This window comes from Microbulbifer sp. CNSA002, assembly GCF_047324085.1.
In the GTDB taxonomy this organism is placed as follows: Bacteria; Pseudomonadota; Gammaproteobacteria; order Pseudomonadales; family Cellvibrionaceae; genus Microbulbifer.
The window spans coordinates 3,464,496-3,491,485 of record NZ_CP172449.1 but is presented as its reverse complement, the minus strand read 5'-3'; the positions used below and the strand labels follow the sequence as shown (position 1 = coordinate 3,491,485).

General features: G+C 43.5%; 28 protein-coding genes. 14 read left to right on the top strand and 14 right to left on the bottom strand.

The features are described 5' to 3' along the window. Positions 1–24 precede the first annotated feature (24 nt). The 4 genes from tnpA (ACG1BZ_RS15480) to ACG1BZ_RS15465 all read left to right on the top strand — a co-directional run bounded on the left by tnpA (ACG1BZ_RS15480) (position 25) and on the right by ACG1BZ_RS15465 (position 2,193). The gene (tnpA, locus tag ACG1BZ_RS15480; protein WP_413662175.1) at positions 25–459 is read left to right on the top strand and encodes an IS200/IS605 family transposase; all 435 of its coding nucleotides are present in this window, start codon (positions 25–27) and stop codon (positions 457–459) included. 59 nt (positions 460–518) lie between these two features. After that, the gene (locus ACG1BZ_RS15475; protein ID WP_413662603.1) at positions 519–947 is read left to right on the top strand and encodes a hypothetical protein; all 429 of its coding nucleotides are present in this window, start codon (positions 519–521) and stop codon (positions 945–947) included. Continuing rightward, positions 944–1,414: a hypothetical protein gene (locus ACG1BZ_RS15470; RefSeq protein WP_413662602.1), complete on the top strand. Its 471-nt coding sequence runs from the start codon at positions 944–946 to the stop codon at positions 1,412–1,414. The genes ACG1BZ_RS15475 and ACG1BZ_RS15470 overlap by 4 nt, the downstream gene beginning before the upstream one ends. A 104-nt stretch (positions 1,415–1,518) precedes the next feature. Continuing rightward, positions 1,519–2,193 carry a hypothetical protein gene (locus tag ACG1BZ_RS15465; RefSeq protein WP_413662601.1) on the top strand — a complete coding sequence of 225 codons (675 nt, stop codon included), beginning with the start codon at positions 1,519–1,521 and terminating at the stop codon, positions 2,191–2,193. A gap of 176 nt (positions 2,194–2,369) precedes the next feature. Here the strand turns inward: ACG1BZ_RS15465 and ACG1BZ_RS15460 are convergent, their stop codons facing one another. Further along, complete coding sequence (locus ACG1BZ_RS15460) at positions 2,370–2,759, bottom strand: helix-turn-helix domain-containing protein (protein WP_413662600.1); 390 nt, start codon at positions 2,757–2,759, stop codon at positions 2,370–2,372. Between ACG1BZ_RS15460 and ACG1BZ_RS15455 the strand changes: the two genes are divergently transcribed. The 5 genes from ACG1BZ_RS15455 (at position 2,752) to ACG1BZ_RS15435 (ending at position 5,326) form a co-directional block, all read left to right on the top strand. After that, positions 2,752–3,264 carry an RHS repeat-associated core domain-containing protein gene (locus tag ACG1BZ_RS15455; RefSeq protein ID WP_413662599.1) on the top strand — a complete coding sequence of 171 codons (513 nt, stop codon included), beginning with the start codon at positions 2,752–2,754 and terminating at the stop codon, positions 3,262–3,264. The genes ACG1BZ_RS15460 and ACG1BZ_RS15455 overlap by 8 nt on opposite strands. A 29-nt stretch (positions 3,265–3,293) precedes the next feature. Further along, positions 3,294–3,806, top strand: a complete 513-nt coding sequence (locus tag ACG1BZ_RS15450) for a hypothetical protein (RefSeq protein ID WP_413662598.1) — start codon at positions 3,294–3,296, stop codon at positions 3,804–3,806. After that, on the top strand, positions 3,806–4,273 hold the full coding sequence (locus ACG1BZ_RS15445) for a hypothetical protein (protein WP_413662597.1): 468 nt from the start codon (positions 3,806–3,808) through the stop codon (positions 4,271–4,273). Before ACG1BZ_RS15450 ends, ACG1BZ_RS15445 begins: the two co-directional genes overlap by 1 nt. Before the next feature lie 64 nt (positions 4,274–4,337). Beyond that, positions 4,338–4,889 carry a hypothetical protein gene (locus ACG1BZ_RS15440; RefSeq protein ID WP_413662596.1) on the top strand — a complete coding sequence of 184 codons (552 nt, stop codon included), beginning with the start codon at positions 4,338–4,340 and terminating at the stop codon, positions 4,887–4,889. Continuing rightward, positions 4,886–5,326: a hypothetical protein gene (locus ACG1BZ_RS15435; protein ID WP_413662595.1), complete on the top strand. Its 441-nt coding sequence runs from the start codon at positions 4,886–4,888 to the stop codon at positions 5,324–5,326. The genes ACG1BZ_RS15440 and ACG1BZ_RS15435 overlap by 4 nt, the downstream gene beginning before the upstream one ends. A gap of 67 nt (positions 5,327–5,393) precedes the next feature. Here the strand turns inward: ACG1BZ_RS15435 and ACG1BZ_RS15430 are convergent, their stop codons facing one another. Next, positions 5,394–5,783 (bottom strand): helix-turn-helix domain-containing protein, encoded by a 390-nt coding sequence (locus ACG1BZ_RS15430; RefSeq protein ID WP_413662594.1) that lies wholly within the window; start codon positions 5,781–5,783, stop codon positions 5,394–5,396. 73 nt (positions 5,784–5,856) lie between these two features. Between ACG1BZ_RS15430 and ACG1BZ_RS15425 the strand changes: the two genes are divergently transcribed. The 3 genes from ACG1BZ_RS15425 to tnpA (ACG1BZ_RS15415) all read left to right on the top strand — a co-directional run bounded on the left by ACG1BZ_RS15425 (position 5,857) and on the right by tnpA (ACG1BZ_RS15415) (position 7,858). Further along, positions 5,857–6,804, top strand: coding sequence for an RHS repeat-associated core domain-containing protein (locus tag ACG1BZ_RS15425; protein WP_413662593.1), 948 nt, complete (start codon positions 5,857–5,859; stop codon positions 6,802–6,804). 6 nt (positions 6,805–6,810) lie between these two features. Further along, the gene (locus ACG1BZ_RS15420; RefSeq protein ID WP_413662592.1) at positions 6,811–7,122 is read left to right on the top strand and encodes a hypothetical protein; all 312 of its coding nucleotides are present in this window, start codon (positions 6,811–6,813) and stop codon (positions 7,120–7,122) included. 301 nt (positions 7,123–7,423) lie between these two features. Further along, positions 7,424–7,858, top strand: a complete 435-nt coding sequence (gene tnpA, locus ACG1BZ_RS15415) for an IS200/IS605 family transposase (RefSeq protein WP_413662175.1) — start codon at positions 7,424–7,426, stop codon at positions 7,856–7,858. An 84-nt stretch (positions 7,859–7,942) separates the two neighbouring features. Here the strand turns inward: tnpA (ACG1BZ_RS15415) and ACG1BZ_RS15410 are convergent, their stop codons facing one another. After that, a complete protein-coding gene (locus ACG1BZ_RS15410; RefSeq protein WP_413662591.1) occupies positions 7,943–9,169 on the bottom strand; it encodes a patatin-like phospholipase family protein in 1,227 nt (408 codons plus the stop codon). A 341-nt stretch (positions 9,170–9,510) separates the two neighbouring features. On the opposite strand from ACG1BZ_RS15410, the gene ACG1BZ_RS15405 reads away from it, so the two are divergent. After that, on the top strand, positions 9,511–9,819 hold the full coding sequence (locus ACG1BZ_RS15405) for an SDR family NAD(P)-dependent oxidoreductase (protein WP_413662590.1): 309 nt from the start codon (positions 9,511–9,513) through the stop codon (positions 9,817–9,819). A 158-nt stretch (positions 9,820–9,977) separates the two neighbouring features. On the opposite strand, the gene ACG1BZ_RS15400 is transcribed toward ACG1BZ_RS15405, so the two are convergent. From ACG1BZ_RS15400 to ahpC, 11 genes are all read right to left on the bottom strand, one after another. After that, a complete protein-coding gene (locus ACG1BZ_RS15400; RefSeq protein ID WP_413662589.1) occupies positions 9,978–11,261 on the bottom strand; it encodes a hypothetical protein in 1,284 nt (427 codons plus the stop codon). A 117-nt stretch (positions 11,262–11,378) separates the two neighbouring features. Continuing rightward, positions 11,379–11,882: an ester cyclase gene (locus tag ACG1BZ_RS15395; protein ID WP_413662588.1), complete on the bottom strand. Its 504-nt coding sequence runs from the start codon at positions 11,880–11,882 to the stop codon at positions 11,379–11,381. A 282-nt stretch (positions 11,883–12,164) separates the two neighbouring features. After that, positions 12,165–12,881, bottom strand: coding sequence for a LytR/AlgR family response regulator transcription factor (locus ACG1BZ_RS15390; RefSeq protein WP_413662587.1), 717 nt, complete (start codon positions 12,879–12,881; stop codon positions 12,165–12,167). 3 nt (positions 12,882–12,884) lie between these two features. After that, entirely contained in the window at positions 12,885–13,991 is a 1,107-nt protein-coding gene (locus ACG1BZ_RS15385; RefSeq protein ID WP_413662586.1) for a sensor histidine kinase, read from the bottom strand. 65 nt (positions 13,992–14,056) lie between these two features. After that, positions 14,057–15,514, bottom strand: coding sequence for an alpha/beta hydrolase family protein (locus ACG1BZ_RS15380; protein WP_413662585.1), 1,458 nt, complete (start codon positions 15,512–15,514; stop codon positions 14,057–14,059). A gap of 350 nt (positions 15,515–15,864) precedes the next feature. Then, entirely contained in the window at positions 15,865–16,749 is an 885-nt protein-coding gene (locus ACG1BZ_RS15375) for a hypothetical protein (RefSeq protein WP_413662584.1), read from the bottom strand. 402 nt (positions 16,750–17,151) lie between these two features. Next, positions 17,152–18,105 (bottom strand): NosD domain-containing protein, encoded by a 954-nt coding sequence (locus tag ACG1BZ_RS15370; protein WP_413662583.1) that lies wholly within the window; start codon positions 18,103–18,105, stop codon positions 17,152–17,154. Between the two features lie 500 nt (positions 18,106–18,605). Further along, positions 18,606–19,583, bottom strand: coding sequence for a right-handed parallel beta-helix repeat-containing protein (locus tag ACG1BZ_RS15365; RefSeq protein ID WP_413662582.1), 978 nt, complete (start codon positions 19,581–19,583; stop codon positions 18,606–18,608). Between the two features lie 296 nt (positions 19,584–19,879). Then, the gene (locus ACG1BZ_RS15360) at positions 19,880–20,545 is read right to left on the bottom strand and encodes a hypothetical protein (protein ID WP_413662581.1); all 666 of its coding nucleotides are present in this window, start codon (positions 20,543–20,545) and stop codon (positions 19,880–19,882) included. A gap of 368 nt (positions 20,546–20,913) precedes the next feature. Then, positions 20,914–22,464, bottom strand: coding sequence for an alkyl hydroperoxide reductase subunit F (gene ahpF / locus ACG1BZ_RS15355; RefSeq protein ID WP_413662580.1), 1,551 nt, complete (start codon positions 22,462–22,464; stop codon positions 20,914–20,916). 76 nt (positions 22,465–22,540) lie between these two features. Further along, the gene (gene ahpC, locus ACG1BZ_RS15350) at positions 22,541–23,107 is read right to left on the bottom strand and encodes an alkyl hydroperoxide reductase subunit C (RefSeq protein ID WP_413662579.1); all 567 of its coding nucleotides are present in this window, start codon (positions 23,105–23,107) and stop codon (positions 22,541–22,543) included. A 461-nt stretch (positions 23,108–23,568) separates the two neighbouring features. On the opposite strand from ahpC, the gene ACG1BZ_RS15345 reads away from it, so the two are divergent. Next, complete coding sequence (locus ACG1BZ_RS15345; RefSeq protein WP_413662578.1) at positions 23,569–26,853, top strand: iron-containing alcohol dehydrogenase; 3,285 nt, start codon at positions 23,569–23,571, stop codon at positions 26,851–26,853. Positions 26,854–26,990: the final 137 nt, after the last annotated feature.

Genomic DNA, 26,990 nt, shown 5'->3' with positions numbered 1-26,990 from the left:
CGGCAAGTTCTTTAAGGAGGCCATATGCGAGATTGGCAGTGCCAAGCTCACGTGAAACATTATTGCAGGTACCATGTGGTATTTGTGCCCAAGTATCGAAAGAAAGCGTTAGTTGGGGCATTGAGACGTGAGATTGGAGCAATATTCCGAGACTTGTGTCGTCAAAAAGGCATTGAGTTGGTCGAGGGGTACGCAATGAGGGATCACATTCATATGTTGTTAATGATTCCTCCCAGGTTAAGTGTTTCCAATACGGTTGGGTTTCTGAAAGGGAAATCTGCGATCCGGATATTTCGGAAGTACAAGCATGTACAGAGAAATTTCACAGGAAGACGTTTTTGGGCTCGGGGCTACTGCGTGAGTACAGTAGGGCTTGATGAGCAGATGATTCGAGAGTACATCAAGAATCAAGAGGTTGAAGAACGCCGGCAAGAGCAGATGCAATTGGCGGGATTGTAACAAGCCCCCTCTGGGGGCTTTCACCATACCACCCGCTATGCGGGTGGTTGCTGATTAAGGTGAATTCTATTTCACAGTTTAGATTTGAGGGGGATCGCTCTATTCCTAGTTGGGTTAACGAAGCACTGTCACCATTACTGTGTGGGCAAGAGGTGTATTTTTCTACAGTGATAGCTGGCGGAGAGCAGCTTAAAAATGTGAAGATTAATGCATTTTTGGATGAATTTTGCGTTTCTCATAAGGAAATTTTATTGAGGCCTTCCATTTACTTGGTGAAGCTCGAGAAGCAATTAGATGGGTTATGGTTGAAAAAATCTAGTTCGATAATTCATAAAGATAAAAATGTAATTTATGTTGATTCACCTGGTTGGCTTTTGTCTATTGAGCAGAATTTAATTTCCGAGGTTGTCTGTACAGATAAAGCTTATAAGCTTGAAGGGATTAGATGTTATGAAATTATAGAGTCGATCAAAAACTTCGTAGATTGAAAGAGAACCTGAAGAGCAATAGTTTAAGGTGTTCATGGATTGGGCAGAGTGGTGATGCATCACTAGATCAGTCTGGTTTTCAAAAAGCCAACTTTTCGATTGGTGTTGGTGAGGTCGCAGGCTTGGCAAATTTGGCTAACGAACTAGATGATGATTTTGCTCGAGACGCAAAGCTTCTAAGTAAGTGGATTCGTAAAAATGAGGATCATAAAGATAATGCCCCTCTCCTTGCGGTGCTTGTTTCGATAGGGTACATAGACAGGAAGAATATAGACTCTTACCGCTTCTTATTAGAAAATAACCCATCTAACAATTTGGAGCTGGGAGCAATGACCCAAGAGGCAATGAGAGGGTTAAGGTCTTCTTGGGCAACGAAACATCTTAAAACTGTTGCAAAACAATATGGTGATTTACAGTGGAAATATTTCCCTGGTGGAGGGAAGTTTGACCCTGGAAAACAGCTTTAACAGCAGATGCGAGATATTGTTTATGATAGGACAAACACTTCAGAGGGGAAAATAAAGGTCTATGAAGCTGTTTATGATGTTGTTGAGACAGGAGTAACTAAGTTATGAAAAAGAGATATTTAGGCGCTCTTGTTCTAGCTTTGATTTCTCTGTGCTCTCTGAGTTGGTCATCTGATGATGCCAAGTTGAATAGGATGTGTAAGGTTTTGTCAGAGCTCAGTTCTGAATCAATTGGTGGTGGCGATTGGCTTAAGCCTGAAGGTTCATTTGGCCGTTACTCTAACCTAAAGACTGTTAAATATCGCTCCTCTTTGGTTCCGGTACTTGATAATCAATTGATCTCAGTTGATGACTTAGCAAAATCCAAATTCGACAAGGTGAAGCTTTATTTTTCAGAAAGCACGACAGAAATTCTGATTGCTCCCCTTGATAATTCCCATTTTGATCTTATTGCGAGTGAAATATCTAACATATCTGAAAAGGATGGGGTTAAATTTAGAGGGTTTATTAAAACAAAAACGTTTAGAGAGCAGCTTGACTCCTATCTTACTGGATTGAGAGATGAAACTAATTGTGGTTCAAATCTTTCACAGTCTTGGTCAAAGGTATATGTGGAAGAAATATTATCTTCGTCAATTATGAGTCCGACGAAGGGGAGCTATGCTCAAGTTTTTGGCGATGGGATAGTATTTGACTTGCAGGGAGGTACAGCGTTTGTATCTGTAACAGACGACAAGAAATATATCCTGATGAGCGTGAGTTATAGAACTAGTCGATGATAGCGAGGTGAGGGGAATGCTTAGCCTTGAACCTTAGGTCATATAAAGCCCCGGCAGAGTAATCTGTCGGGGCTTTATCGTTATGGACTATCAAGCCTGTTTCTTCAGCTTGGCATTCTCGATAAACGTATCGATCACCTGAATGACCTGTCGCTTGGTGGTGGGGTCCAGCTTCTTTACTGCCTTCCCGTCGGCTTCAAATCATCCGCAAAGGCGCGCCGGGCATTGTGCTTGAGAATCAAGCTTTCCAATAATGCCTTGGCGATCTTCCGTTCCTCTTCATCAAACTGGCTCAGCGCCTCGAACTGTAAGCGCAGGTCGTCGCTCGGGCTGCGGTGATCCTCACCAAACACTAGGTCATCAAGGGTGGTGTGCAGTTCCTTGGCGAGCCTGACCAAGGTGTCCAGGGTAGGCTGGGCTGTCCCTGCCTCGTACCGTTTAATCTGATTGACGTGCAAGTCGATGGCGTTGGCCAGGGCTTGCTGAGTCAGACCGCGCTCTTTACGCAGGGTGGTTAGGCGTTTGACAAATTCCATGGTGAGCAACCAAAAGATTGTGGTGCCCATACTGTACTCCCGGGGTAGCTTCACCCGGGGCTTTACGGATCACGAGCATCTGGACGATGTGGAGTTGATCCATATGAATGGACGGGCCTATGATTATAACCTTGGACGTTTCTTGAGTGTTGATCCGGTGATCCAGAGTCCTGGCAATAGCCAGAGCTTGAATCCCTACAGTTATATTATGAATAACCCGCTGGCAGGGACCGATCCTTCGGGTTATGAGATGGCTGATGAGGTTGATGAAGAGGAAAGCATTGAGGCGCAAGCGGTAGAGGTTGAGTATCAACAGACCGGCAGCCGGCTGACCCGAACAGCGAAAGTTACACAGACTTCAAATGGTTATACGGTTCAGATGGGCTCGACTGCTCTGGGAGGCGCATCAAGTGCGGCAGCTGCGAGCGTGACCTCGGATTTGATGGGGTTGGCTAGTCGGGGGAATACAGGTGTATCTTCTGCTGGTGGTGTAAGTGGGCAGAGTAACGAGCCCGAAAAAATACTTATGGTTTGAATCATACTCAAGAAGAGTATCTGCAGGCTGTGGAAGATGGTATTTGGGAAACTGCTCCCGTTATGGATAAGGGGTTTAAAAACAATTCTGAAGTTAAAAAGGCCGCAGCAAGAGTTAATGCTCGTCAAGCATCTAGTGTTGATGACGTTGTATCCCCTGATGCTTATATTGAATTCCTTCGAAATGTTTCTAAGGCAACAGCATTAGCAAATATTAATGTGACAGGAGAAAAGTTCCTGATGATGACACAAAACTCTAAAGGACAAGTCGTTGTTACGGATATTGGTATCTTACCGGCTCAAGGAGGGGTAATCCGAACAGCTGGTGCTTCAGCGATCGCACATGTACATTACCTAGGCTTGGAGCAAAAACCAGGGCCTGGTGATCACAGCTCTGTTAAAGCCTATGCTAAACCTAGCTTCGTAATTGGAGCGAGAGGGAGTAAAATTTGGGAAGTTGGGCGAATATCTCAAAAGTATAAATATCGGCGAGTTGATACAGAGGAGCCTGGGCGCTGGAGAACCTTGAGAGGGGCCAAATAGTGAAATATGGAAATAGATTTACGTTGTTGGTCAGTTTTCTGCTGTTGTTCGATTCGGCTTTTTGCTTGTCAGCTGAGAGCACTCCCGAAGTATTTGTAATTACGGGAGTGCCAAAGTCAGCTTCGCTGTTATCAGAGGATTCTGGAGAGTTAAGAGAATCTTCGATTCTAATTTCTAATCAGTATAATGTGGTGCTTGAATCTGTAGCCCTTGTAAAGGGCAAGGCAAAAATTGCTGACGAGGTTACAGTTAAGCTTTCAGCAAGTCATTTAGAAAGTGTTACTGGACAAAAAGAAATTTTTGTTGCTGTTCAGCAGTTAGATGATAACTCTTGGAAAGTGCTTTATTGGGGAGTGCCACAAAAGGTTATTTGTATCCCTGTTGGTTTGACGATTGATAAGGATTTAGAAAGAAGTTTTGGTGCATTTGAAAGATACGATGGTTCTAAATGCTCCTCACTGAATTAAATTTGGGCAGAGTGGTAAAGGAGCAACCAATCAAGCAAGTATTGGTGGGGTTGCTTCTGCTGGTTTGGCACTAACTGCGACTGATAGTGCAGCGGGTGCAGCAGCTAGGGGAATTTTAGGGCGCATTGGCCAAGCGCTTTTTGGAACTCCTGTTGGCGCTGGAGTAGTAGCAGCGATATTTCCAACCCAGATGGGAAATGGAGAGCTAACTGAGGAGGATCATATCCTTAGTGATGCCTATAGTGCCAGTATGTCCCGCGCCGAAACTCAAGCGAAAAATCTCAGGAATAAAAATCCAGTGGCAGTTATTGGCGAGGGTCAAGAGGATAGGGTTATACCTTATGCTCGAGCTGTAAATAGCATCTCCTTTTCAATATCGGAAAGATATAAATATGAGTCGGCCTATATGCAGGGTTTTGATGATGCATTTAAAGAAAGAATATCTGTAACCTTTAACAAAGGGTGGATATATGGGGTTATGAATGCAGGCCTAGAAATTCATGATATTGGTGCGCACCCAGCGAGAGGGGGTATTCCTACTAGCCCTTGGTATCTGGCAGAAAGGGAAGCGATTGCAATAAGAGAATATCCAACGTATAGAGTAAAATTCAAATGAGTAGCTATGTTCCTGAGATTGGCAGCTTGCTGCATGAAAAATTTGCTAACCTTTTTTGGGTTTTTAAATCTGAAGGTATCACAGAGCAGTTTTCAGTTTTTCAAGATTTTACTTCTTCCGGTGTTAGCAAAAAAATAATAGTGATAACGGATGACTTGTTATTTTGCTTAGTGTCTAGGGAGTTGGAAAGAACGGGAACATTGTTGATAACTATAAATGATAGACGGTGCCAGCCAGAGCGGTGTTTTATCGGTAAATCAAGTTATTTGTCTGATGTGTTTAGTAAGGCTGGGATGGACCTTGAGTGGAAAGAGCTTGAGGTCGATATCGGTAAGTTAGATAGGTATCTCGATAGCTTTATTCAAGCCTTCATTTTTTATTTAGAGAATAACAGTGCTGGGTATGTATATGAGGAAATGATTAATGCCCTAAAATGAATCGATGGGGACAGCCCCAATTGTTCTGAATTGCCTCAAAGCCCAGCTAAGCGCTGGGCTTTTGTTTTTATTGCCTTCCGGTCGGCTTCAAATCATCCGCAAAGGCACGCCGGGCATTGTGCTTGAGAATCAAGCTTTCCAATAATGCCTTGGCGATCTTCCGTTCCTCTTCATCAAACTGGCTCAGCGCCTCGAACTGCAAGCGCAGGTCGTCGCTCGGGCTGCGGTGATCCTCACCAAACACTAGGTCATCAAGGGTGGTGTGCAGTTCCTTGGCGAGCCTGACCAAGGTGTCCAGGGTAGGCTGGGCTGTCCCTGCCTCGTACCGTTTAATCTGATTGACGTGCAAGTCGATGGCGTTGGCCAGGGCTTGCTGAGTCAGACCGCGCTCTTTACGCAGGGTGGTTAGGTGTTTGACAAATTCCATGGTGAGCAACCAAAAGATTGTGGTGCCCATACTGTACTCCCGGGGTAGCTTCACCCGGGGCTTTACGGATCACGAGCATCTGGACGATGTGGAGTTGATCCATATGAATGGACGGGCCTATGATTATAACCTAGGACGTTTCTTGAGTGTTGATCCGGTGATCCAGAGTCCTGGCAATAGCCAGAGCTTGAATCCCGGCAGTTATATTATGAATAACCCGCTGGCAGGGACCGATCCTTCGGGTTATGAGATGGCTGATGAGGTTGACGAAGAGGAAAGCATTGAGGCGCAAGCGGTAGAGGTTGAGTATCAACAGACCGGCAGCCGGCTGACCCGAACAGCGAAAGTTACACAGACTTCAAATGGTTATACGGTTCAGATGGGCTCGACTGCTCTGGGAGGCGCATCAAGTGCGGCAGCTGCGAGCGTGACCTCGGATTTGATGGGGTTGGCTAGTCGGGGGAATACAGGTGTATCTTCTGCTGGTGGTGTAAGTGGGCAGAGTAAAGAAAATAATGTTTACCCCGCAATACAGGGGGAATTAACTGATGAAGAGTTTTCACTTATACAAAAAGATAGATTTGAAGCATCTACTCGAATAAATAATTTATACGACGAGAAAGTATTGAGTAAGGCCGCTAGGTTTAAAACTAGAAAGAAAGCTGCTGTTGCAATCTTAAGTGCGATTGCAGATATTTCCCACGAGCTTCATATTGAGCTTGGAGGAGCAATTTTTAAGGATAAAGATGGGTGGGGATATACAAAACCTATAGTTGGCGGGAGAGGGCTAATACATCTTCGTCGAAACCCATTTATGTTAGATCGAATACCTGAAGAAGCAATAAGAGGGGCTCACTATCATACGCACCCTCAAAGGAAGGGATCATTTTTTGGTTTTTCGGATCCGGACGTAGGAAATTCAAAACACCATATTATGTATATGATTGAATCTAAGTCAAAACATATTTTTAGGGTTTCAGGGGGGAGTTATGGGTCGATATGTCGAGTGAGCGGTGGATTTAATCTATACAATATGCAGCCTTGTGGATAATGCTTTATGAAATTAATTTCAGTTTTTATATTCCTCCTCATGCCAGCCTTTTCTCTGGCTGATAACATGGAGAGTTTAATTGATTTTCCTAAATTTTCTGTTTCAGGGGAATATGCATCTTCACTTTTCAAGTGTTTTAAGAAAATTGACATTTCTTCATACAAATACCCGAGTGTAGAGGTTTTCGAAAAGGGTGAGATTTTATTAATTCAAGTGATAGATCTTGGCGTAACTGATAAGTATACAGGTTGTAGGTTTAGGGGTGGAAAAATTATTGATGTTAAGTCAAGCTTGAGGGGAGTTGAGCCAGATTTTTAATGGTTTTGGGCAGAGTGCTGAAAGTCACAATGATCCAAGCATTTCAACAACAACAAATTACTCGGAGCTTTCTAAGGGAAAACGATTAGCCTTTAATATAGATTTAATTAATGGATGGAATAACAATGAGTTATCGAGAGGCTTCGACTCCCAAACAGATGCGGCAGAGACATGGATAAATGTAATTAATACATGGGTAAACCACCGCCTCTGGCGGTGAGACTTGACAAGGCTCTGCCGTTCCGGCGTGCAGAGTAAAAATATGGCCTCCATGAACCGGCAAGTTCTTTAAGGAGGCCATATGCGAGATTGGCAGTGCCAAGCTCACGTGAAACATTATTGCAGGTACCATGTGGTATTTGTGCCCAAGTATCGAAAGAAAGCGTTAGTTGGGGCATTGAGACGTGAGATTGGAGCAATATTCCGAGACTTGTGTCGTCAAAAAGGCATTGAGTTGGTCGAGGGGTACGCAATGAGGGATCACATTCATATGTTGTTAATGATTCCTCCCAGGTTAAGTGTTTCCAATACGGTTGGGTTTCTGAAAGGGAAATCTGCGATCCGGATATTTCGGAAGTACAAGCATGTACAGAGAAATTTCACAGGAAGACGTTTTTGGGCTCGGGGCTACTGCGTGAGTACAGTAGGGCTTGATGAGCAGATGATTCGAGAGTACATCAAGAATCAAGAGGTTGAAGAACGCCGGCAAGAGCAGATGCAATTGGCGGGATTGTAACAAGCCCCCTCTGGGGGCTTTCACCATACCACCCGCTATGCGGGTGGTTGCTGATTTAGGAATTTTCTGTCAAGATTTTTCGCTTTATTTTTTAATGCTTTCACTTTTTAAATGATCGACAATTAGATCGATTTGGGCCTGATTGTCTTTGATTAGTTGGTCCGAATAGTCCTTTAACTTTGGGAGCTTCTTATGCTCAAATATGCCGATAAAAGGCTCTCGAATTTCGATATTTAGATAGTCGTATTCTATCCTCCCTTCTTCAGATAAAGACTTTGCAATTTCCAGTGTATGGAGCTGGTGTGTATCCATTGAGCGCTGCATATTTGTTAATGCATCTCGAAACCAGTTTATTTGTCCCCAGTTTTTTAGCGTGTCGTAGTTTGTTGTTGAACTAAGGAGTCGAGGGCTTCCAGCACCTAATACCAGGATGTAATAATTTTTATCGGGAAATTCGTTGATAACATCTCGAAGAATCATACTGGCCGGGTTGTTCATAGCTATAGCTGCATCTGCAAACACACATTGGGATTCGTTTTCCGATTCTGCAGATTCAGGCTCGCAATACTGGATACCTTCATCTTCCAAATAATTGAATACGACAGGCGGAAAAGCAGTTTCAGCACTTACTGCGGCTGTCATTAATTGATAAAGCCGATCGGTGGGGAGATAATTAACCGTCTCACCTTTGTTCTTGAAAAGATGTATCTCTCCATCCTTTAAGTTTAAAGAAGGAATGATTACGTAGTTCTCAAGTTCAGTAAAATTAAGGTCTTTAGTATAATGTTTTTCCATTACCTCATGTAATCGGCTGCCAAAGTAAGAGGGTGAAAACAGACCGCCTGCGGTTAGGAACTTGTGATACCAAGGGGGAGAGAAAAGGTAATTTACTTCGTTCTCATAGATATCAACCAGATAGTCGAGATGGGATAGCTTTTGCCCGTTTCTGCTGGGAATAGCTTCATCAGGAATATTGAGGCCTGTTGCGATAATGGCTCCAGTGGAAACCCCTGAAAAAACGTCGAACACGTGATCAAGGGGCTTCCCTAATTTGTCTTCAATATACTGCAGTACATGTAGAGGAATTAAGCCTCTGACTCCTCCGCCTGCTACGACGAGGATATTAATCGTGTCTTTTTGCTGGAGATAATCGGTATTGTGAGTAAGATCATACGTGACCGACTCTCGGGGGAATGTGGTTGTTTGCGTAAAAAAATTGTTATAAACGTAGGCGAAAAAAGCATAACCAACAGCAATATACACAAGTGCAATAATAGTCTTTTTGAAAGAGGCGTTGAACTTACTTGCCATGTTGTACCCAAAACCATCTATTCCTTATGGGTTTTGCCTTTTTAAAGACAAACTCCCAAGGGTATATTAACTATTATTTTATATCTTCAAAGACTGAATGGTAATAAAACAAAATCTATAAGCAATATAGTAAGGAGTTTACGCGGAGCTTAAGTAGAAAGTGTAATTGTTCTAAGTGGTGGTGACTTGTCTCGAAATCCGACGCTGGTAAGCTCCGCCTTTCTATTGATATAGCATATGCAATGATATCTAGCGGAAGTAATGCAGCTAGATTATGTATCTTGGTTTTTGAAAATAATGTGTTTGGATTGTAACAATTAATTCATGCGGTCTCGCAGCAAATGAAACAGCGTGGTAGTGGAGCTATTGTCCAGATATCAAGTATTTTGGGGGAATTCGTATTACCTTTTCTTGGCTCATATAATACTACCAAGCACGCAATAGAGGGAATCGGAGAAAACTACCGCGTGGAGCTGGCTCAATTTGGCATTCAGCCTCTGATTGTTCAGCCTGGTAAGCATTCATTTGGAACAACTGTTGATGGTACAGGATTAAATTCCACCATTGGGAAAATTAACAAGGCCACAGAAGAGACGATGCAAGAAATTTATTCAGCTTATGGGATGAGCAATATGTTCCAGATTAAGTAGCTTTGCTAATATAAATAATTGCTTGGCACTTCAAAGAGCAAGTTGATTTTTAGCGGGTTTGTGAGGTGCTTATTTGTATAAGAGTTAATTTTTTAATGGCTGCTTTCAGGGTTTCCATTTTAGGGTTGTTTGCTTAAAGTGTTTGCTTGCATGGAATGCTATTCCGAAATAAGGCCATTTAATATACGCATATATTCATTAACAAATAAATCAATACTATGTCTGCTAATCAATGGTTCACAATACCCAAAAACAAAGACCGAATTACGGTAAGTGGTAAAGGTAGCAGCCATTAATGGGTTAATACCGTTAGTTAGAGTGATCATCGGCATCTGAATTTCAAAATACTCCATTTCATCGGCTAAAAGAGGTATGCTGCCTGCGTTGGATACAATAATCCCTGCTGGAAAGGACTTTTGTTGGGCTGTTATCTCTGAAGCCATATGAGTTATATCGCTCATCGTATAGTCTGAGCTGAGATTTTTTGTCATAGGCCTCTGCTTGAGCAGTACCGAAAAGATTTGCTTTTGTAGCATTTTGGCAACATCAATAACATTGGCAGATTCTATATTTGGGGGGAGCTTCAAGCTAGCGGTTTCGGAAAAGGCTCCAATATGCCCTATGGGAATGTTCGGGGAGCATAGCCCTCTGGCATCCATCGATAAAATTACTTCTGTTAATTTTTTGTCAATAGGTACTGCTCGTGCAGCAATAGATGCAATGGCACAGTAGATTGCAGTAATTTTTATGCCGTTACTCTTGCCCCAATTAGCGAGTTTTTTAGTTCTTTCTGGCGACATAAGATATGAAATTGCACAGGACTTGCGCTCACTGGGAGCGGCTTGCTTTTCTACCGGCCAGATGAAATCGTCAGTGTTCTTATGTTCAACTCCCTTTTCTCCAAAGTATCCAGCTGACTCTAGCTGGCTCGCAATACTCTCTTGTAGAGGTAGTGACTTGGCCTGTTCAAGTGTTTCGTTAGATTGCAGGAATTTGTCTAAGTCTGAAAATATAGTCATTACTGATCTGCCATCAAATGCCGCATGTATATTGATGACGGAAATCCACTCTACGAGACCTTCTTTATTGAGGTAGAGCTTTATACTGTATACATATTTTTCACTGTCCAGGCAGTTTATGCCGTGATCTCTAAACTCATCCTCTAAATTGAGAGTATCATCAACTTGGCATATATTTAATGGAATATCATTGAAGTCAACGTCGCAAATCCAGCGAAGTTTTTCCCCTCTTTGGATACGAGCGCGTAGAAGAGGGTGGCGTTTGTGTAGATACTCTAATCCTGTACGTAAAGTGTCAACACTTAACGATTTACAGACTCTAATGAAGGAGACAAATTGTAAGCCACCATAAGAGAGTCTTGTCATCTCTATAAATAAGGCCTCCTGTGGGCCAAGTTCTCGAGATGGAGTTTCTAAACTCATAAAAGACACCGATCAAAATATCGACGATCTTGATTATTTGGGGTCAGAGCAGCATGAGTGCCGTATTCGGGAATGTATCCTGACTTGCTGTCAAGGATAGTATTACTCCGCAATTGACTACTTCAGTGCACCAAGCTGCTTTAGGAATCCATATTTGTCCCAAGTGACCCAAGTCTCGACTATTTTGCCGTCCTGAATCTTGGAGAATTCCACGGCATCCCAGGTGATTGTTTTTTTGGTTGGAGTTTCCCCCATAAACGAGCCGACATGATTAGCGCTGACTGTAACATGGGTTGCGACTAAATCTCCTTCAGCTACTTGCTTGGTACTGACCGCCTTGATGTCTTTGAAAGCTTTGTGAAACTTAGCCACCTCTTCTTCAAATTGTTTGAGGTTACGCTTTTGTGGGCCTGCGCTATCCGTTGTCGAAGAATCCAGGTTGTTTATATAGTTAGGAGATAAAATTGTCTTAGGATCTATCTTATTTCCGCTTAGCCACAACCCTACAGCTTGCATTGCGAGTTTTTTATTCTCTTCTAAATTATTTGGCTGTGCCGCCACCAAATTGGTGATACTGAATAAAAGGGCTGTTAAAACCAAACAGGAAGCTCGTTTGAACATTTGATAGATTCCTTTCTACATAAATTAGGGTGTGTTTCAGGACGTCTTGTAAACGACATTGAAAATGAGTAAAGAATTGTGTCATCTCCTATTATGGACACATATTCAATAAGGTGAATCGATATTCAGGTAGTTTGGCAAGCTGTCCATCTTTAGACTTTGCTGGATTAAAATTCCGCCGCTAAAGTTGATGTTTCAGATTAGCAGCAGAGTATTTATACGAGGTGAGTAATAGAGATGCTGCTGCCAGCATGGTACCTGGCAGCAGGTTATACGGCCGACCTACAAACTTAGCATCTCCCGTAAGCGAGTAGCGGGGCGTCTTGCAGCCTCTATTTCTTTTCCATCGGTCATTGTTATTAGTAGCCCACTATTGACCCATGGTTGAATATCCTGAATAAAATTCAAGTTTATGATTTGCTGGCGGTTGGCGCGAAAGAAAACCTCAGGATTTAAACGCTGTTCAATTTTAGATAATGATTTATAAATAAACGGCTTGTTGTTATCAAAGAATACTTGGGCATGATTTCCACAGTTTTCAAAATAACGGATATTTCCGATTTCTATTAGCCAGCAGCGCTCTCCGTCCTTGATAAAGATCTTGTTGTTGGTGTCTAGGTAGTTCGATAAGTGATTATCATCCTGTAAAGGAGAATCACTTAGTGTTTTGTTAAGCGCTCGCTTTAATTTTTCCGGGTTGATTGGTTTGAGGAGGTAGTCTAATGCGTTGACTTCGAATGCTTGTATGGCGTATTCGTCATAAGCCGTTGTGAAAATAACCTGGGGTGCAGCTTCAAGCTGTTCTAGTATATCGAAGCCAGTCCCGTCCGGTAGATTAATGTCTAAAAAAAGTAAGTCTGGTTGTTCTTTTAGAATCAGAGAAACTGCCTGCTCACAATCTTTTGCCTCTGCAACTAAATTTATATTATTGTGAGGCTTTAACAGCTCTCTCAATTCATTGCGAGCGAGTCTGGAATCTTCAATAATAATGGCTTTCACTTATTATACCGCCAACTGTAGAGATGAAGTAGGAATATGGCATTGGGCAATAACTTGCTGCCCTTGTTGCTTTATCTGGAAGGATGTGTTGTTGCCATATTGAAGAGTCAATCGTTTTTGTATATTTGCTAGCCCCAATCCGGTATTTTCATTTTTCTTTTTGCTGGGCTTTGTTTCTATAGGTGCGTTTAGTTCTAAGGTCCCTGGGTTAGCTACCGTGATGACTAGGTGTTCCTCTTCGTGGGATACTTTGATGGTTACTTCACCGCCATGCTTGGACTTTTCAATTCCGTGGCGTATCGCATTTTCTGTAAGCAGTTGGATAATAAGAGGAGGGATTCGTTCTCCCATCAATTCTGGATCAGTTATCAACTTGAAAGTCAAACGATCTTCATATTGTATTTTGAGGAGGTCGATATATTGACAAACAATTTCCAGCTCATCTCTGAGTGGCACGGTTTTCTGTTTATGTGCCATCAATGTATATCTCAGTAGATCAGAGAGGTTTGTCAGCATCGTTCTTGATTTAGTAGCATCCTCGAGAATTAAGGCCCGGATATTGTTTAGTCCATTGAAAAGGAAATGTGGGTTAAGCTGCCCCATAAGTGCTGCCATTTTAACCTCATTGAGCTGTAGGTTAAGTTGAATGGCTTCCTGTTCAGCCTTGAGTAAACGGTCTTGATTAACTGCTGTAACATAAATTAGGGTCCAGCTTACCAATAAAATAGTCATGATAAGCCAGTTGCCAAGTACGTTATGCCAAATTGATTCGGGAATGGCATACCCCATTAAATTATAATATGAGAATAGAAAGATAACTGAAATATAAGCACAGGTAAATGCGAGTGAGATTGAGGATAGAAAGAAGTAGGGCCACTGTTGCCTCCAGTTTTTATCTAAGAGGTCAAAGCGATAAATCATTTCTCTGATGATTAGTGTTAAAGCTCCGCAGGTTAATATCAGGGTGAGTGCATGTATGGCGAGTTGCTCAAAATTTTCATCGGTAAGTAACCCGCGAGAAATGGAGTTCACTAGGGCGAATATTAGCCAGCCGCCAAAATGGTACACTAAGAATTTTGGCGTAGGTGCGGGGGACTTCAGTAACTTCATAAATTAATACATGTTAATAAAGTGGCCCCTTGTTCTGGGGCCACAGAGTTTAGTTGAAAATAAAATCAGAATCTCTCGTTCAGCCAGATTGACATCGTCTCAAGTGCAATAGGGGAAAAGGTTTCCTCTATTTCCGCATACTCAGCATAGCTACCTGTTTCGGCTGTTTGAAAGAGATGATTCATTTTATCGAGTTCAATAATTTCATAATCCTTATGATTGGATTTACCCAACACCTTTTCTATATTGCCTAAGTTCATTTCCGCATCAACTTGAAAATCCAGTGAGCCGTTAAGAGCCAAAATAGGACATTTTGTACCCTCTAAATAGGGCTCAGGGTTGAAGCTCAATGCATAACGAAACCAAGGGGTGGAATACTGTTTTTTAAGTACCTCAACTTGAGCTTCCAGTTTGCCTCCTTCCAAGCCTTCGAGTTCAACAGTCTTATAGAGATATTGGTGCAACTCATCACTGATAGTTCCCCCAATGGGAAGATGAGCAAATTGTTCAAAAATAATTTTATCAAGCTTGCGTAACTCTTGTAGGTTTTTCTCAGTCACACCGCTGTGCTTTCTATCCCTGTGCCACTGGTCGAAAAAGAGCTCTTGTAGTTTAACCCCTGGACCGCCGAGAAGAATTGTAAACGCAATATCATCACGATTGCTGGCTACCATGGGGGCAATCATCCCCCCCTCGCTGTGCCCAATCAAGCCCGTTTTACCTTTGGGGAGATCGTTACGACTGTTCAGATAATCCACAATTGCACTGGTATCATTGGCAAAATCTTCGGTAGTTGCCGTGGAGAAACTCCCGGTAGAGTCACCAATTCCTCGTTCATCATAACGCAATACCGCGTACCCTTGCCGAGTTAAATAGTCGGCAATTACCGCAAATGCTTTATGGCCAAATGCGGTTTCATCCCGGTCTTGCGGCCCCGAACCACTAATCAGGATCGCGGTGGCTTTTATCCTTGAGTTTGGTTTGGTTAGTGTCCCAGAGATTATATTATTTGTGATTGTACTTTTAAAACTTACCTCTTCAATAGTATAGGGGTAGGGGCCTGTTGGTGTCTGTGGACGATTCTCCGGCTGAACAGTATTTATCTTTCTGAAGTTAAGAGACAGTGACTTCCCTTGAGTAAATGAACCGAACATAAGTTCAACTACTGGGTTGTACGCCCCCTCGTAACTGAGTCCTAAGTCCTCAATTTCGAAGGATATATTGTTGCCGATAACTTCCAGTGATGACATCTCTATTCCATAGGTCTTTTGTGAGGGGCTATCCAGTACCCCCGTCCATTTGCCGTTGTCCTGATCAATATGGAGGACAATCGGAAGCACCTTGTCACTCTCTGTTTGAATAGTGGCCTTCCATTCCCCATCGATGCCACTAGCACTTGCTGTAGTAGAAAACAGGCCGGCGGCTACGAAGAGCGCCTTTAACTTTGCGTTGGTCTTTGAATATCTAGTTTGAATATATCGCATAACTATTCTCTCTGTGTTCACCTGCTGAATGCTTGCCATCTTAGAGCTATATTTTTCTTCTGGATAAAAATTAGGATAAGTGGCGAATAGGGCTGCTGAACGGCGAGGAAGTCTTGGCTATCCTTTGTCTAGTTAGGCGTGGGGGTACGTTATCAGATAGAGGCGACTTATCCTGATAGATGGGACGGAGAGACTAACTAACGGTGCGGATTGTATCTATGACGAACACGAAATCGCCTATATAAGTTGGTAAAGAACTTGGGTTATTCCTAGGTATGTGGATGTAAGGGAAGAGTTAGTTCGGAAATAACTCTTTGGAAGATGGTCTTTCGGTGCCAATGAGTCCATGGGTGCTGCCCATTTATGGGCAGCACTGCGAGATGAAGCGTTTACTGTAGAATCACACCTACGTTTGCGTTTCCGGTTTGATTGGCAAAAGCAGATTGCGCATCGCCAATTTGTGTTGTTGTTTGGGCGTTACCCACACCATTTTGGTAAGTTTGAGCGGAAGAACCAATACCTGTTGCCGTAATATTGGCAAAGTTGGAAGTCCCAAGCTGCTCGGTCAGTGCGTAGTGATCTGAACCCGTCTGGTTATGAATGGCCACATTGTTGTCGCCAATTTGCCAGAGGTTGCTCTCGTGATCATCGTTGGTTTGAATCACATTTAGGGTGTTGGTAGTACCGTCCTGATATGAGGAGGAGTAGTTGGAGTCTCCATTGACTTGATTGTGGGTCGCCAGGTTGGAGTCGCCGAGCTGATCTACATAGACTTCACTGTTTGACGTCAGTGACTGGGTTACAACTGCGGTTTGGTTTACTCCAGCTTGAGTCACCACAATAACATCATCGGTACTATTAGTTTGATTTAAGGTTGCACTGTGACCATCTCCATCTTGGGTAATGGACATGGTGCTACCGTCAACAAATGACTGGAGAGTGAAGACGTATTGATTGTTGTCTCCCTGATTGATTTCGATATAGGCGCCTACAGAGTTATCCTGATAGGACTCGGCTGTATTCATATCGCCAGTTTGATTATGAATAATCGTGCCACCATCACTGTTAGCGGATTGCTCCGCATAGCTGGTGTTGTTATCACCGATCTGAGTTTGATCGATGGTATTGTTTGTGGCGGTTGGATCACTTTGATCAGCTGTCGCAGTGTTCCCAAGACCTTCCTGGTATACCGTAGCGGTATTGGTGTCGGCGATAGCGCCCTGACTAATGATTGCCAGGGCAATACTGGCGGCTAGAGGTGCAATATTCTTCATCAGTAACTCCTTTAGTGATGAGACTGTACGACCAATGTCGTTTTCCATTGCATTTTCAAGGTTGAGGTCGTATCAATCACCGTTCACTAGCCTGATCATCGGAATTTGGCCGACAACCTGGCACGTACTCCTTGTGAATGGGGTTGATACAAGTATGAGTTTGATAGATGGCCTAGATAGACGCTATGAGAGGTAAGTGCTGATTTAGTGGGACATTAGTTTAATGGGAGGTTTTACTTATTTTTGTTAAACAACTGATAAATAAATAGTGGTGCTGTTGATAAAGGCGTAGCATTCCAATTCAATGTAAATCCTAAAGTTGCGTTGGTAATTATGTAAGAAGACGATATGGAGCTTTATTATCGTCTTCAAACTAAACCTTCGATTGAGTAATCTTTTCGCTTAATTCAGGCATGAAGGGTCGCTGGTAACAAAAGTATTACCTAACCAAGTATTGGCGGTGCAGCTTGGATCATCGGGGGAGTAAAGATCAAAACTCCCATTGTTTAGCGATGAGTTGGATAAAATGTTATTGCCACTAGCATTTGCATCCTCAATATATATTCCGTAATCCGTATTATCGCTAACGCTATTGATAGTGACTGTATTGCTATCTGCATTATCAATTGCGATGCCGGTTAGACTGTTTGTTACTACATTTTGAGATATAAGGTTTGAATCTGATTCAAATGTTAAAATGCCTTCACCTGCACTCTGATCGATAATGTTTGATGTAACTATGTTGGAGCTGCCAGGGGGTTCAATAGATATACCAACACCAGAGCCATTAGTGTCAGAGGTGTTGGTGATTATATTGCCAGAAACACTATTTGAAGACCCCTCTATTTGCACGCCAACGTTATCCATACCATCAACAGTATTTCCGAAAACCTGGTTGAAATCATTGTCTTCAATTCGTATACCAAAGTTAGAGTCAGGGACGTTCGACTGTATCTGAACACCGGAGATAAAGTTGTGATCGCTTCTAACAAATAATGCAGTAGAGGTAGGGTTAACAATATCAACATCTACAACCTGGTGGGAGCCGTCTCCTGTTAATGTAATGCTATTATTACAGTTTTCGACAGTCCCTGAGGATATTCTCGCAAAAAACCCACCAAGAACTATACCATTATTTGCTGTGAGAGGGCATGTAACGGTAAAGCCATTCATATTAAGGCTGCCTGATGGACCCACAATGCTGAATGCAAAATTTGTAGTGCAATTTAAATCTTCAGTTAGCGTCTCCGCTGTAGTGATACTGCCTCCACAGGTAACGGCATAGCTATTAATAGAGGTTGATATTGCGGCGGTTGTTAAAAGGATGTAACAAAGGGCTATTGTTAGTTTTTTCATAGGGTTTGTACCATGTCAGTAATTATTGCGGATACCTTAGATAGGCAGTTTTTTAGTCTGGGTGAATTTCGTGAGGATATATCAGTGTTCCCCTTGCAATATTTAGTTGTTTTAATGATTTTTAATAATACTTAATTTAAATGATAGAGGAGGGCTTAAGGGCTATTTCTAATAATGAATCTATTACTACGCCTTTAAGTGGGATGTTTGTCTGTTCTAGGGCGCTATTTATTGTTGGGGTTGTTTAGGTATAGACAGGCAGGATGGTTGAAGTTTTTATCTCTTGACATACAAAGCGATTCACACTTCGCGTTGCGACTTCTTGAAAGGTCTAGACATCCCTACGCAACAACGCCTTGATTGTTGACCGCTCTGCATGGCAAGAGGCATCACGGAGCTATTCAGAGGCTCCCTGATTATTTATGCTATTTGTCAGCCAGCGATATACTACTCAGCTATTGCTTGTACATTAGGGAGTGTGAATGTAATCGAGTGAATATTTAGTCCAGACAGTTGGGATCGTTGGTTGTAGAGATGTTGCCAATCCAATTGTTCGAAGATGTGCAGTTCGGATCATCAGGGGAGTAAAGGTCGAATATACCATTGTCATTGGCTGTATTAGATAAAATGTTATTGAATTCAGCGCTAGTTCCCTCGATCACTATGCCATAGTCAATGTTATTGTCGGCTTCATTGCTGCTTACGGTATTGCTGTCACTATTGTTGATTCTGATTCCAGTGGTGCTGTTCGATATACTATTTTGAGAAATGAGATTTGAATCTGAACTTACAGATATTCCCACATCTCCATCGCCATTTAGGGTGTTGAGTATTCTCGCTTTACTGTCACTGATTATAGTGTTAAGTAGGATTAAGTTGCTCCCTCCATCGGAATCAAGAGCTATGCCAAAATCACCAGGGTTAAGAATTTCATTTCCGGTGACTGTATTGCTTCGCCCCTCTATATATATTCCTGAAAATCCCGGGAACTCTAGAAAATTTCCAGTGATCTGATTGAGGCTTGCGGGATTAGCTGTTTCTATGCCTATTGCATATTGCGTACCATTAAAAGGTATCACGATGCCGGTAACAAAATTACTGTTACTTTCAATACGTACGCCCACACCTACAAGATTGTTAATCTCAATATCACTGACAAAATGAACACCATCTTCCGTAAGTGCTATTGAGTCATTGCAATTGTCTATTACACCATTAAACAGGCTTGCAGCTAGGCCTGTTAGATATATGCCCTCATGTAATGGTTCTATACAGGTAACAGTAAACCCATTTAAGTTCAGCCCGCCACCGGGGCCGTCGATTGTGAGGGCTGGATTGGTTTCGCAAGAGAGATCTTCTGTGAGGGATTCCTGGGTAGTAATCGTGTCGCCACAGCTCACAGCAAAACTGTTTGAGGCTAAAGGTAATCCAAGGGTAGATAATAGACTGAGAAATAGCGTTAAATTGGGCTTCTTCATGGGGTACTCCCAGGTCGATAAACTAAATTTTTATAGATGGCATATGTTCGGGGGGGAATAAGTGAGTTATTCCGGTTGATATTCTATCGAATTTATCGGCTTTGTTTTCTGTTTGTTAATAATATATATAAATCAAAGGAAGAGGTTTAGTTTCTGTTGTAAATATGGGGCTAAAGTGGCATGTGAAATCACACCTTCCATTGCTGTTTCTGTATGCGAAGTTGGGCGTCTTATATAGGTGCTGGCCAGAATTTTGGAAGCGGATCGGTTTGATGCGAGTACAATTTTCTTTATTTCTAGGGAGATTTGTCCCTTTGGTACTTAACAAACTTGGTAATAAGTGTAGGTGCTTTGTTGGCGAGCCCGATTGACGCAAGAAAGGTTATAGAAAGTGCAATGAGAAGAATGGAATCTAAAAAGGTATCGTTGGGGAATCCATCTTGAAGAATCAGGTAAAAAAGAAATAAAGGTATTGACCAGACAAAGCCGTGAACCATTAGCGAAAAAGCGTAAAATTTAAAGCCTATAGTTTTGCTTTTCCGTGTGAGAAAGCTGATTAGATCAAAAATAACGGTTAGCTCGACAAAATAGATAGCAGGAAATATTGCAAGATAATAATCTTGGTATATGAATATCATCCCAAGGATAATGTAGTAGATATGATGTATTTGATTAAATCGACTTATCTGTAAGAAGATTATCTCAAACGCATACATTGATACGCCATAAAGCAATGCAAGTCGGAAAAATCTGGTTGCGCCAATTTTGCCGATACTTTCGTATTCTTGATATAGTGCGATAGCGCCAAATATGACTAAAATAGTGTACAAAATTAGCTGACATGCTTTATCGATGTTGTCCTTTGAGCTGCTCTTAATAACAATGTGAAGAGATTTATGAATGAGAAAAAAAGTGATGATGAATGCGGAAAAACCAAAGATGACGGTGAAACTGTTAATCATCGCCTAATTCTTCAAGACTCTTTTAGAAAGGTGTAACAGCTATTTAAGTTGGGCATCTACATGATCTGTATGGAAGTTAACCTGCCAGCTTTACCTACTTTACTTAGGTGGCTTTCTTTAATGAGTGGGATTAGTCGCCGCCAAATACTCGGGATACCTTTGAAAAGTAGGTGAAAATCAAAGTATAGGGCAATTCAGGTGTTGGAGGGCCTATCCTGAAGTTAATGGGGAGGGTTAGAGTCAGTGTTTAAACACTAAGTTACTTTTGGAAGTATCCTAAATCTTAAATTGGGGCCAGTGAAAGTTTATTGTGCACTTAATTGTTTAAGCACAGGTCGGCAAAGTGCCGGCCTGTGTTCGTTTAAGGGCTAGTCAATCGAAGATCGAATCAAGTAGTCAAATGCGCCCAGTGCTGCAGTTGCACCTGCACCCATAGAGATCACTATCTGTTTGTAAGGGACAGTAGTCGCATCGCCGGCGGCGTAAACGCCAGGGACTGAAGTTGCGCCGCGCTCGTCGATCACAATTTCGCCCATGCGATTCATCACTACGTCGGTTTCCTTAAGGAATTCCGTATTGGGTACCAGGCCAATCTGTACGAAAACACCAGCCAGTTCGACCTGCTTATTTTCACCACTCTCTCGATCGGTATAGGCCAGGCCGTTCACTTTGTTACCATCGCCGAGGACTTCGGTGGTTTGGGCATTGACGATAATATCGATGTTGTCCATCAACTGAGCCTTGCGCACCAGTACCTCGTCTGCACGCAGTTTGTCCGCGAACTCCAGCACGGTGACGTGCTCGACGATTCCGGCGAGGTCGATCGCTGCTTCGATGCCCGAGTTGCCGCCGCCAATAACGGCTACACGCTTACCTTTAAAGAAGGGGCCGTCGCAATGGGGGCAGTAGGCTACGCCCTTGGTGCGGTATTCGGCTTCGCCGGGAACCCCCAGTTCCCTCCAGCGGGCACCGGTAGCCAATACTACTGAGCGGCTGGATAGGGTCGCACCGCTTTGTAGTTTGATATCTACCATTTCGTTGCGTCGCAAGTTGGCTGCGCGTTGATCGGTAATGATATCAACACCATACTCTTTAACATGTTGCTCAAGGCTGGCTGCGAGCTTGGGGCCTTCGGTGTAGGGTACAGAGATAAAGTTCTCGATGCCTACGGTATCCATCACCTGACCGCCGAAGCGTTCTGCCACTATGCCAGTGCGAATGCCTTTGCGAGCGGCATAAATAGCAGCTGCTGCGCCCGCTGGGCCACCCCCTACCACTAAAAGATCGTAGGGTGCTTTTTCATTCAGTTCTTCAGCTTTACGCTCGGCTGCGTCGGTATCCAGTTTTCCAACAATCTCTTCGAGGGACATCCTGCCTTGGCCGAAGTGTTCACCATTGAGGTAAACCGCAGGTACAGCCATAACATTGCGCTTTTCAACTTCCTTCTGGAACAGGCCACCGTCGATCATTTCGTGGGTGATGTTTGGGTTGAGGGTTGTCATCAGGTTCAGTGCTTGGACGACATCCGGGCAGTTTTGGCAAGAGAGGGAGATATAGGTTTCAAAGTGGAATTCACCCTTCAGGTTTCGTACCTGCTCCAGTAGCTCCGGGTCTGCTTTTGAGGGATGGCCCCCCGCTTGCAATAGTGCCAGTACGAGTGAGGTAAATTCATGTCCCAGGGGAATACCGGCAAAGCTAACCCGGGGTTCCTCTCCGGCAGGGGCAATGGCCATACTCGGCGTGCGCTTGGCTTGACTCTGCTGTGCAGTAATTTTGTTGGAGAGTCCGGAGATTTCATCTACCAGCGCTTCCAGCTCTTTGGATTTTTCACTGTTATCTGTGGACACACGAATCTCGATCGGCTTGACGATATTCTGCAGGTAAGTGTCCAGTTGTTTTTTCAGGTTTGCGTCCAACATCGGTGTGTCCTTTCTCTAACAATTTAAGGCTGGGTTGTGGCCCACCTTTTGATGGGCCGGGTCAGAGGTATTTGGGTTAAATCTTTCCTACCAGATCTAGGGAGGGGGCTAAGGTCTCTTCGCCTTCTTTCCACTTGGCCGGGCAGACTTCACCGGGGTGAGCGGCGATGTACTGGGCAGCTTTGATCTTGCGCAACAGCTCGCTGGCATCGCGGCCGATTCCGCCGGCAGTGATCTCGACAATTTGGATACGGCCTTCGGGGTCGATTACAAAGGTGCCGCGATCGGCGATGCCTTCTTCCTCGATCATCACACCGAAGTTGCGGGTGATGGTGCCGGTGGGGTCGCCGATCATCGGGTATTGGATTTTGCCGATGGTGTCGGAAGAGTCGTGCCAGGCTTTGTGGGTGAAGTGGGTATCGGTAGATACGGAGTAGATCTCAACGCCCAACTTCTTGAACTCTTCATAGTTGTCCGCCAGATCGCCCAGCTCAGTGGGGCAGACGAAGGTGAAGTCTGCGGGGTAGAAGAAGAATACGGCCCACTTGCCTTTAACGTCGGCGTCGCTGATATCGAAGAAGTCGCCGTTTTGATAAGCCTTGGCGCTAAAGGGTTTCAGCTGGGATTCGATGTAACGTGACATGGATAGCTCCTTATTTATCACTGTCTTGTTGGTCGTTGTTTGGAAGTGGGATCTATACTATCGGTCGATGCTCTTTGATAAAAATTATTAATGTAAATGCGTGTGATAGCTTTTGGCAATCGTTGTTGGCTATTTGATTGATTGGGTGTTTAGCCGCTATTTAATGGCTTTGGCAAAGCGACAGCCGTTAGGTGAAACCTTATCGGCGCATCCTGATGTCTATTGAGCCGCAAAGACGACATATAGAAGTGTTGATCGCGGTCTATACCCTCAGGCATCAAAAAAGAGTTGAGTCGTAAATCAGCGCACATTAGCAATAAGTTAGAAGTGCGAGCCCGGTTCTGACGATCTGGGTAGTGCCAGCGGATGTGAGGTTAAATGTTGCCGCTATGAATCAGAATGTGGTGCATGTCACGGTGGTTGGTGTCGGTCTGCCTGGGGAGTCAATCGGATGGCTGCATTTGTCTCAGCTAATGAATATGCGAAATGTAGTGGTAGATGCGATTGTTGAAGAGTATTGGCTTTCCAGGGATGCCGAGTCATCTAAAAAAGGGATGGTTTTCCGAAATGAGATGGCAAGGCTAAAAGCTCAGTATGGCGATTTCAAAACTTGTTCCTCGGTGGAGCAAATACCTGATGCGCATCCCTCCTTAAAAAATTTGGTTGTTATCTCGGTGAGGACTCCACACGCGAAGGGGGTTTTTGAATCGGTAATTAGTAAAGGATATAGGAATATATACCTAGAAAAACCTGGTGCAGACTCGCTGGAAAAGCTGCGTGAAATGGAAAGGATCGCCGACAGAAACAATGTAAATGTTGTTGTTGGCTATCAAAAGCATATCGCAAATTACGTGGATAGAGCCGAGAGGCTTAACGAGCAATGGAAGTTGAAGTCCAGGAGTGTCGGATTCATTCATCACAACCCGCATCCGGAAGCCAACCTGGAAAGCATCTTTAGGCAAAATTCCGAAGGTATGCTGCTCAACCAGTGTTGCCATGAACTTGAACTCTGTATAGCAAAGTGGAATCTTGCTCCTCACAACATTACTGATGTAGTAGTGAATCGAGATGAAACCGTGCAGAAGCGCTTCGGTGATATCGAGGACTTCAAAAAGCTGTCTTTCACGCTAAAAACTAATCTAGGAGTAAGCTTCTCTTTTCTGGCTACCCGTTGTGAAGGCGTAGAAAATTGCATAGCGATGCGAAAAGGCCTTCGAGGCGACCCTGTTTTTATTCGGCAGGCCATGGAAGATGTGCTTGATCGGGCACTTGAGCTTACTAGAAAAGAAAAGGGAGGGATGTGGTATTGCTACTTGTTTGAGCGAGATTATTACAATCTGAAGCGGCTGTTTATTGAATCCATTCTAGATAGCGATGATGAGAAATACTTGAGCCTGCCGCGACTGCTTCATGCATGTGGTGTTCTTGAATTGGCCGCAGCGATAGAGCCCTCTATTAAGGCTCAATTAAGAGAAGATGAAAGCCATCATTCTATCGTACAAATTTCAGATACTATTTGTCAGGCACCAACAAACCAAAGAATCTGGTACCACCATGGACTCTTTAATCCTGGTAATAAATTCCTTATAGAACTCCTAAGGCCGCCGCAGAACAGAATTATTTGTTGTGTTGACGACAAGGTATGGGAGCTCTATGGGAAGGGTATTACCGAGTGGCAAGAGTCCATGGGGGTTGAGTTCATCCCGATAGTTATGAAGGGTGGCGAACCGTCAAAAAATATTAATAGTCTTATCAGTATGATTGATGAGATATGGAAGGTAAATCCTCTTCGCTACAGGGAGCCAATCTTAGCTATGGGCGGAGGGGCGGTAACCGATACGATTGGGTTTGTCAGTGCGGTGTGGCGACGCAATACCCCTTGGATACGTATTCCAACGACTCTAATGGGAATGATTGACTCCTCTATCGGCATTAAAGTCAGTGTGAACCACAATATTAAGAATGGGATTGGTGCTTTTCATTGTCCCTTGCATACCATTATTGATCCCTCTTTCTTGAAAACTAATCCACAGCGGGTATTAAAAAGTGCGATTGGTGAAATGATTAAGGTTGGAGTGGTATTCAATAAGGATGTGCTCGATACCTTGTCAGCTCAGGGTGCCACTCTGTTGGAAAATAGTTTTTTAGAACCTGATGGCCTGCCGGGAGATGCATCCTATAAACTGCTGATAAATTGTATTGATGCCATGCTGGATAGTATTGCGGGAGACTTAAAAGAAGAGAACTTATCCAGACCAATGGACTTTGGACATACGTTATCCCGCTGGTTGGAGCGTGATGAGGCTTTTAGGTTGATGCATGGTGAAGCTGTGGGCATTGATTGCCTGTTTACTTCGCTGGTAGCTGAAAAAATGGGATTGATATCCAAGGCAGACATTGAGTTACTGTTTGGAATTTACGTGCAGCTGGGACTTGCAGCTAGTGTCAAAGGGCTGAGCCTGGATGTATACAAGACGGCAATAAAACAGATCTCGATTCATCGCTCCGGTACTTTGCGAGCGCCTCTCCCAGCCCCGCTAGGAAACTGTATTTGGGTCAATAAGATAGAGGCGAACTATCTGGAAAGCGCTTGGTATGACCTGCAAGAAAGGCTTACTCGTCATCCAGAGCTCATATTGGATCCTGATGAAATAGCAGAGGAGGAGTATTTACCTAAGCAATTAGACTTGACCAGTCATCAAAGCGCTAAAAAACTACCTTTGGGAAGGCTGCGCTGGGGATTTATAGGCTGTGGAAGAATAGCAAATGATTTTGCATTAGTCCTCAACTACCTGGATTCCTCAGAAGTGTTTGCTGTAGCTTCCAGGGATTTTAATAGAGCGAGAGAGTTTGCGAATAGTTATGGAGCAAGTAGGGCTTATGGCAGTTACCTGGAACTTGTTTCTGATCCTGATATTGACATTGTCTATATTGCAACTATCCCCGAGTTACACCGACAACATGCTGAATTAGCATTAATGGCAGGTAAGCCTGTTCTTATTGAAAAACCTCTGGCGTTAACAGTTGAGGATGCTGTAAGGATTAAAGAGCTTGCCAATAAAAAACAGCTGTTTTGCATGGAAGGGATGTGGATGAGGTTCTTCCCTGCTATTAAATACTGTAGAGATATTATTAGTCTTGGAAATATAGGTAAGGTAAGCCAGCTTCGTGCAGATTTGAGCTTTGACCTGCGTAAGGATGAAGGGTTGCAGTCTCCAAAATGGAAGGTGGGAGCTGGTATGGATGCCGGTGTGTATCCTGTCCACACGGCGCTGATGGTATTGGGTAGGGGGATATCAGACCTGGAGTTCTCTGGGGTGCTGGATAACTACGGTTTCCAGGAGGATGGCGCCGGACTCATTTATGCGCACTTCGATAGTGGATCAACAGCTGTAGTTTCCTGGAGTCATCTGGTTGAGGGTGCGGAAGAGTTGGAAATCTATGGCACAGAAGGGCGGATAAAAGTGTTTGCCCCGGCACATTGTCCAACTAGGGTGTCAGTGACGCGGATCACTGGTGATCGAAGGACAGATAATGAGACTAAGTTGTACGAATTCCCATTACCGAGAATAAGAGGCAGGTTTAATTATCCAAATTCTGAAGGGCTTTATTATGAGGCACAGGCTGTTCAGTTATGCATTGAGAAAAACTTAATTGAATCACCGGATCTTCCTCTTGCCGACTCTATACAAGCAATCCGAATGATTGAAGAGTGTGATCAATATATCAAAAGAAGGGCTGCGTGAAACGCAACATCTATTGGTTTGGATTGCTGTCATGCTATGGGGCTCTATTTTTACTGGGCTTTGTGGAGGTCTATAAAGCTCCAATTTATCCAAAAATTTTAGATTTTTTTCTGTTTCCCCAACAAAAGGCTCCACCT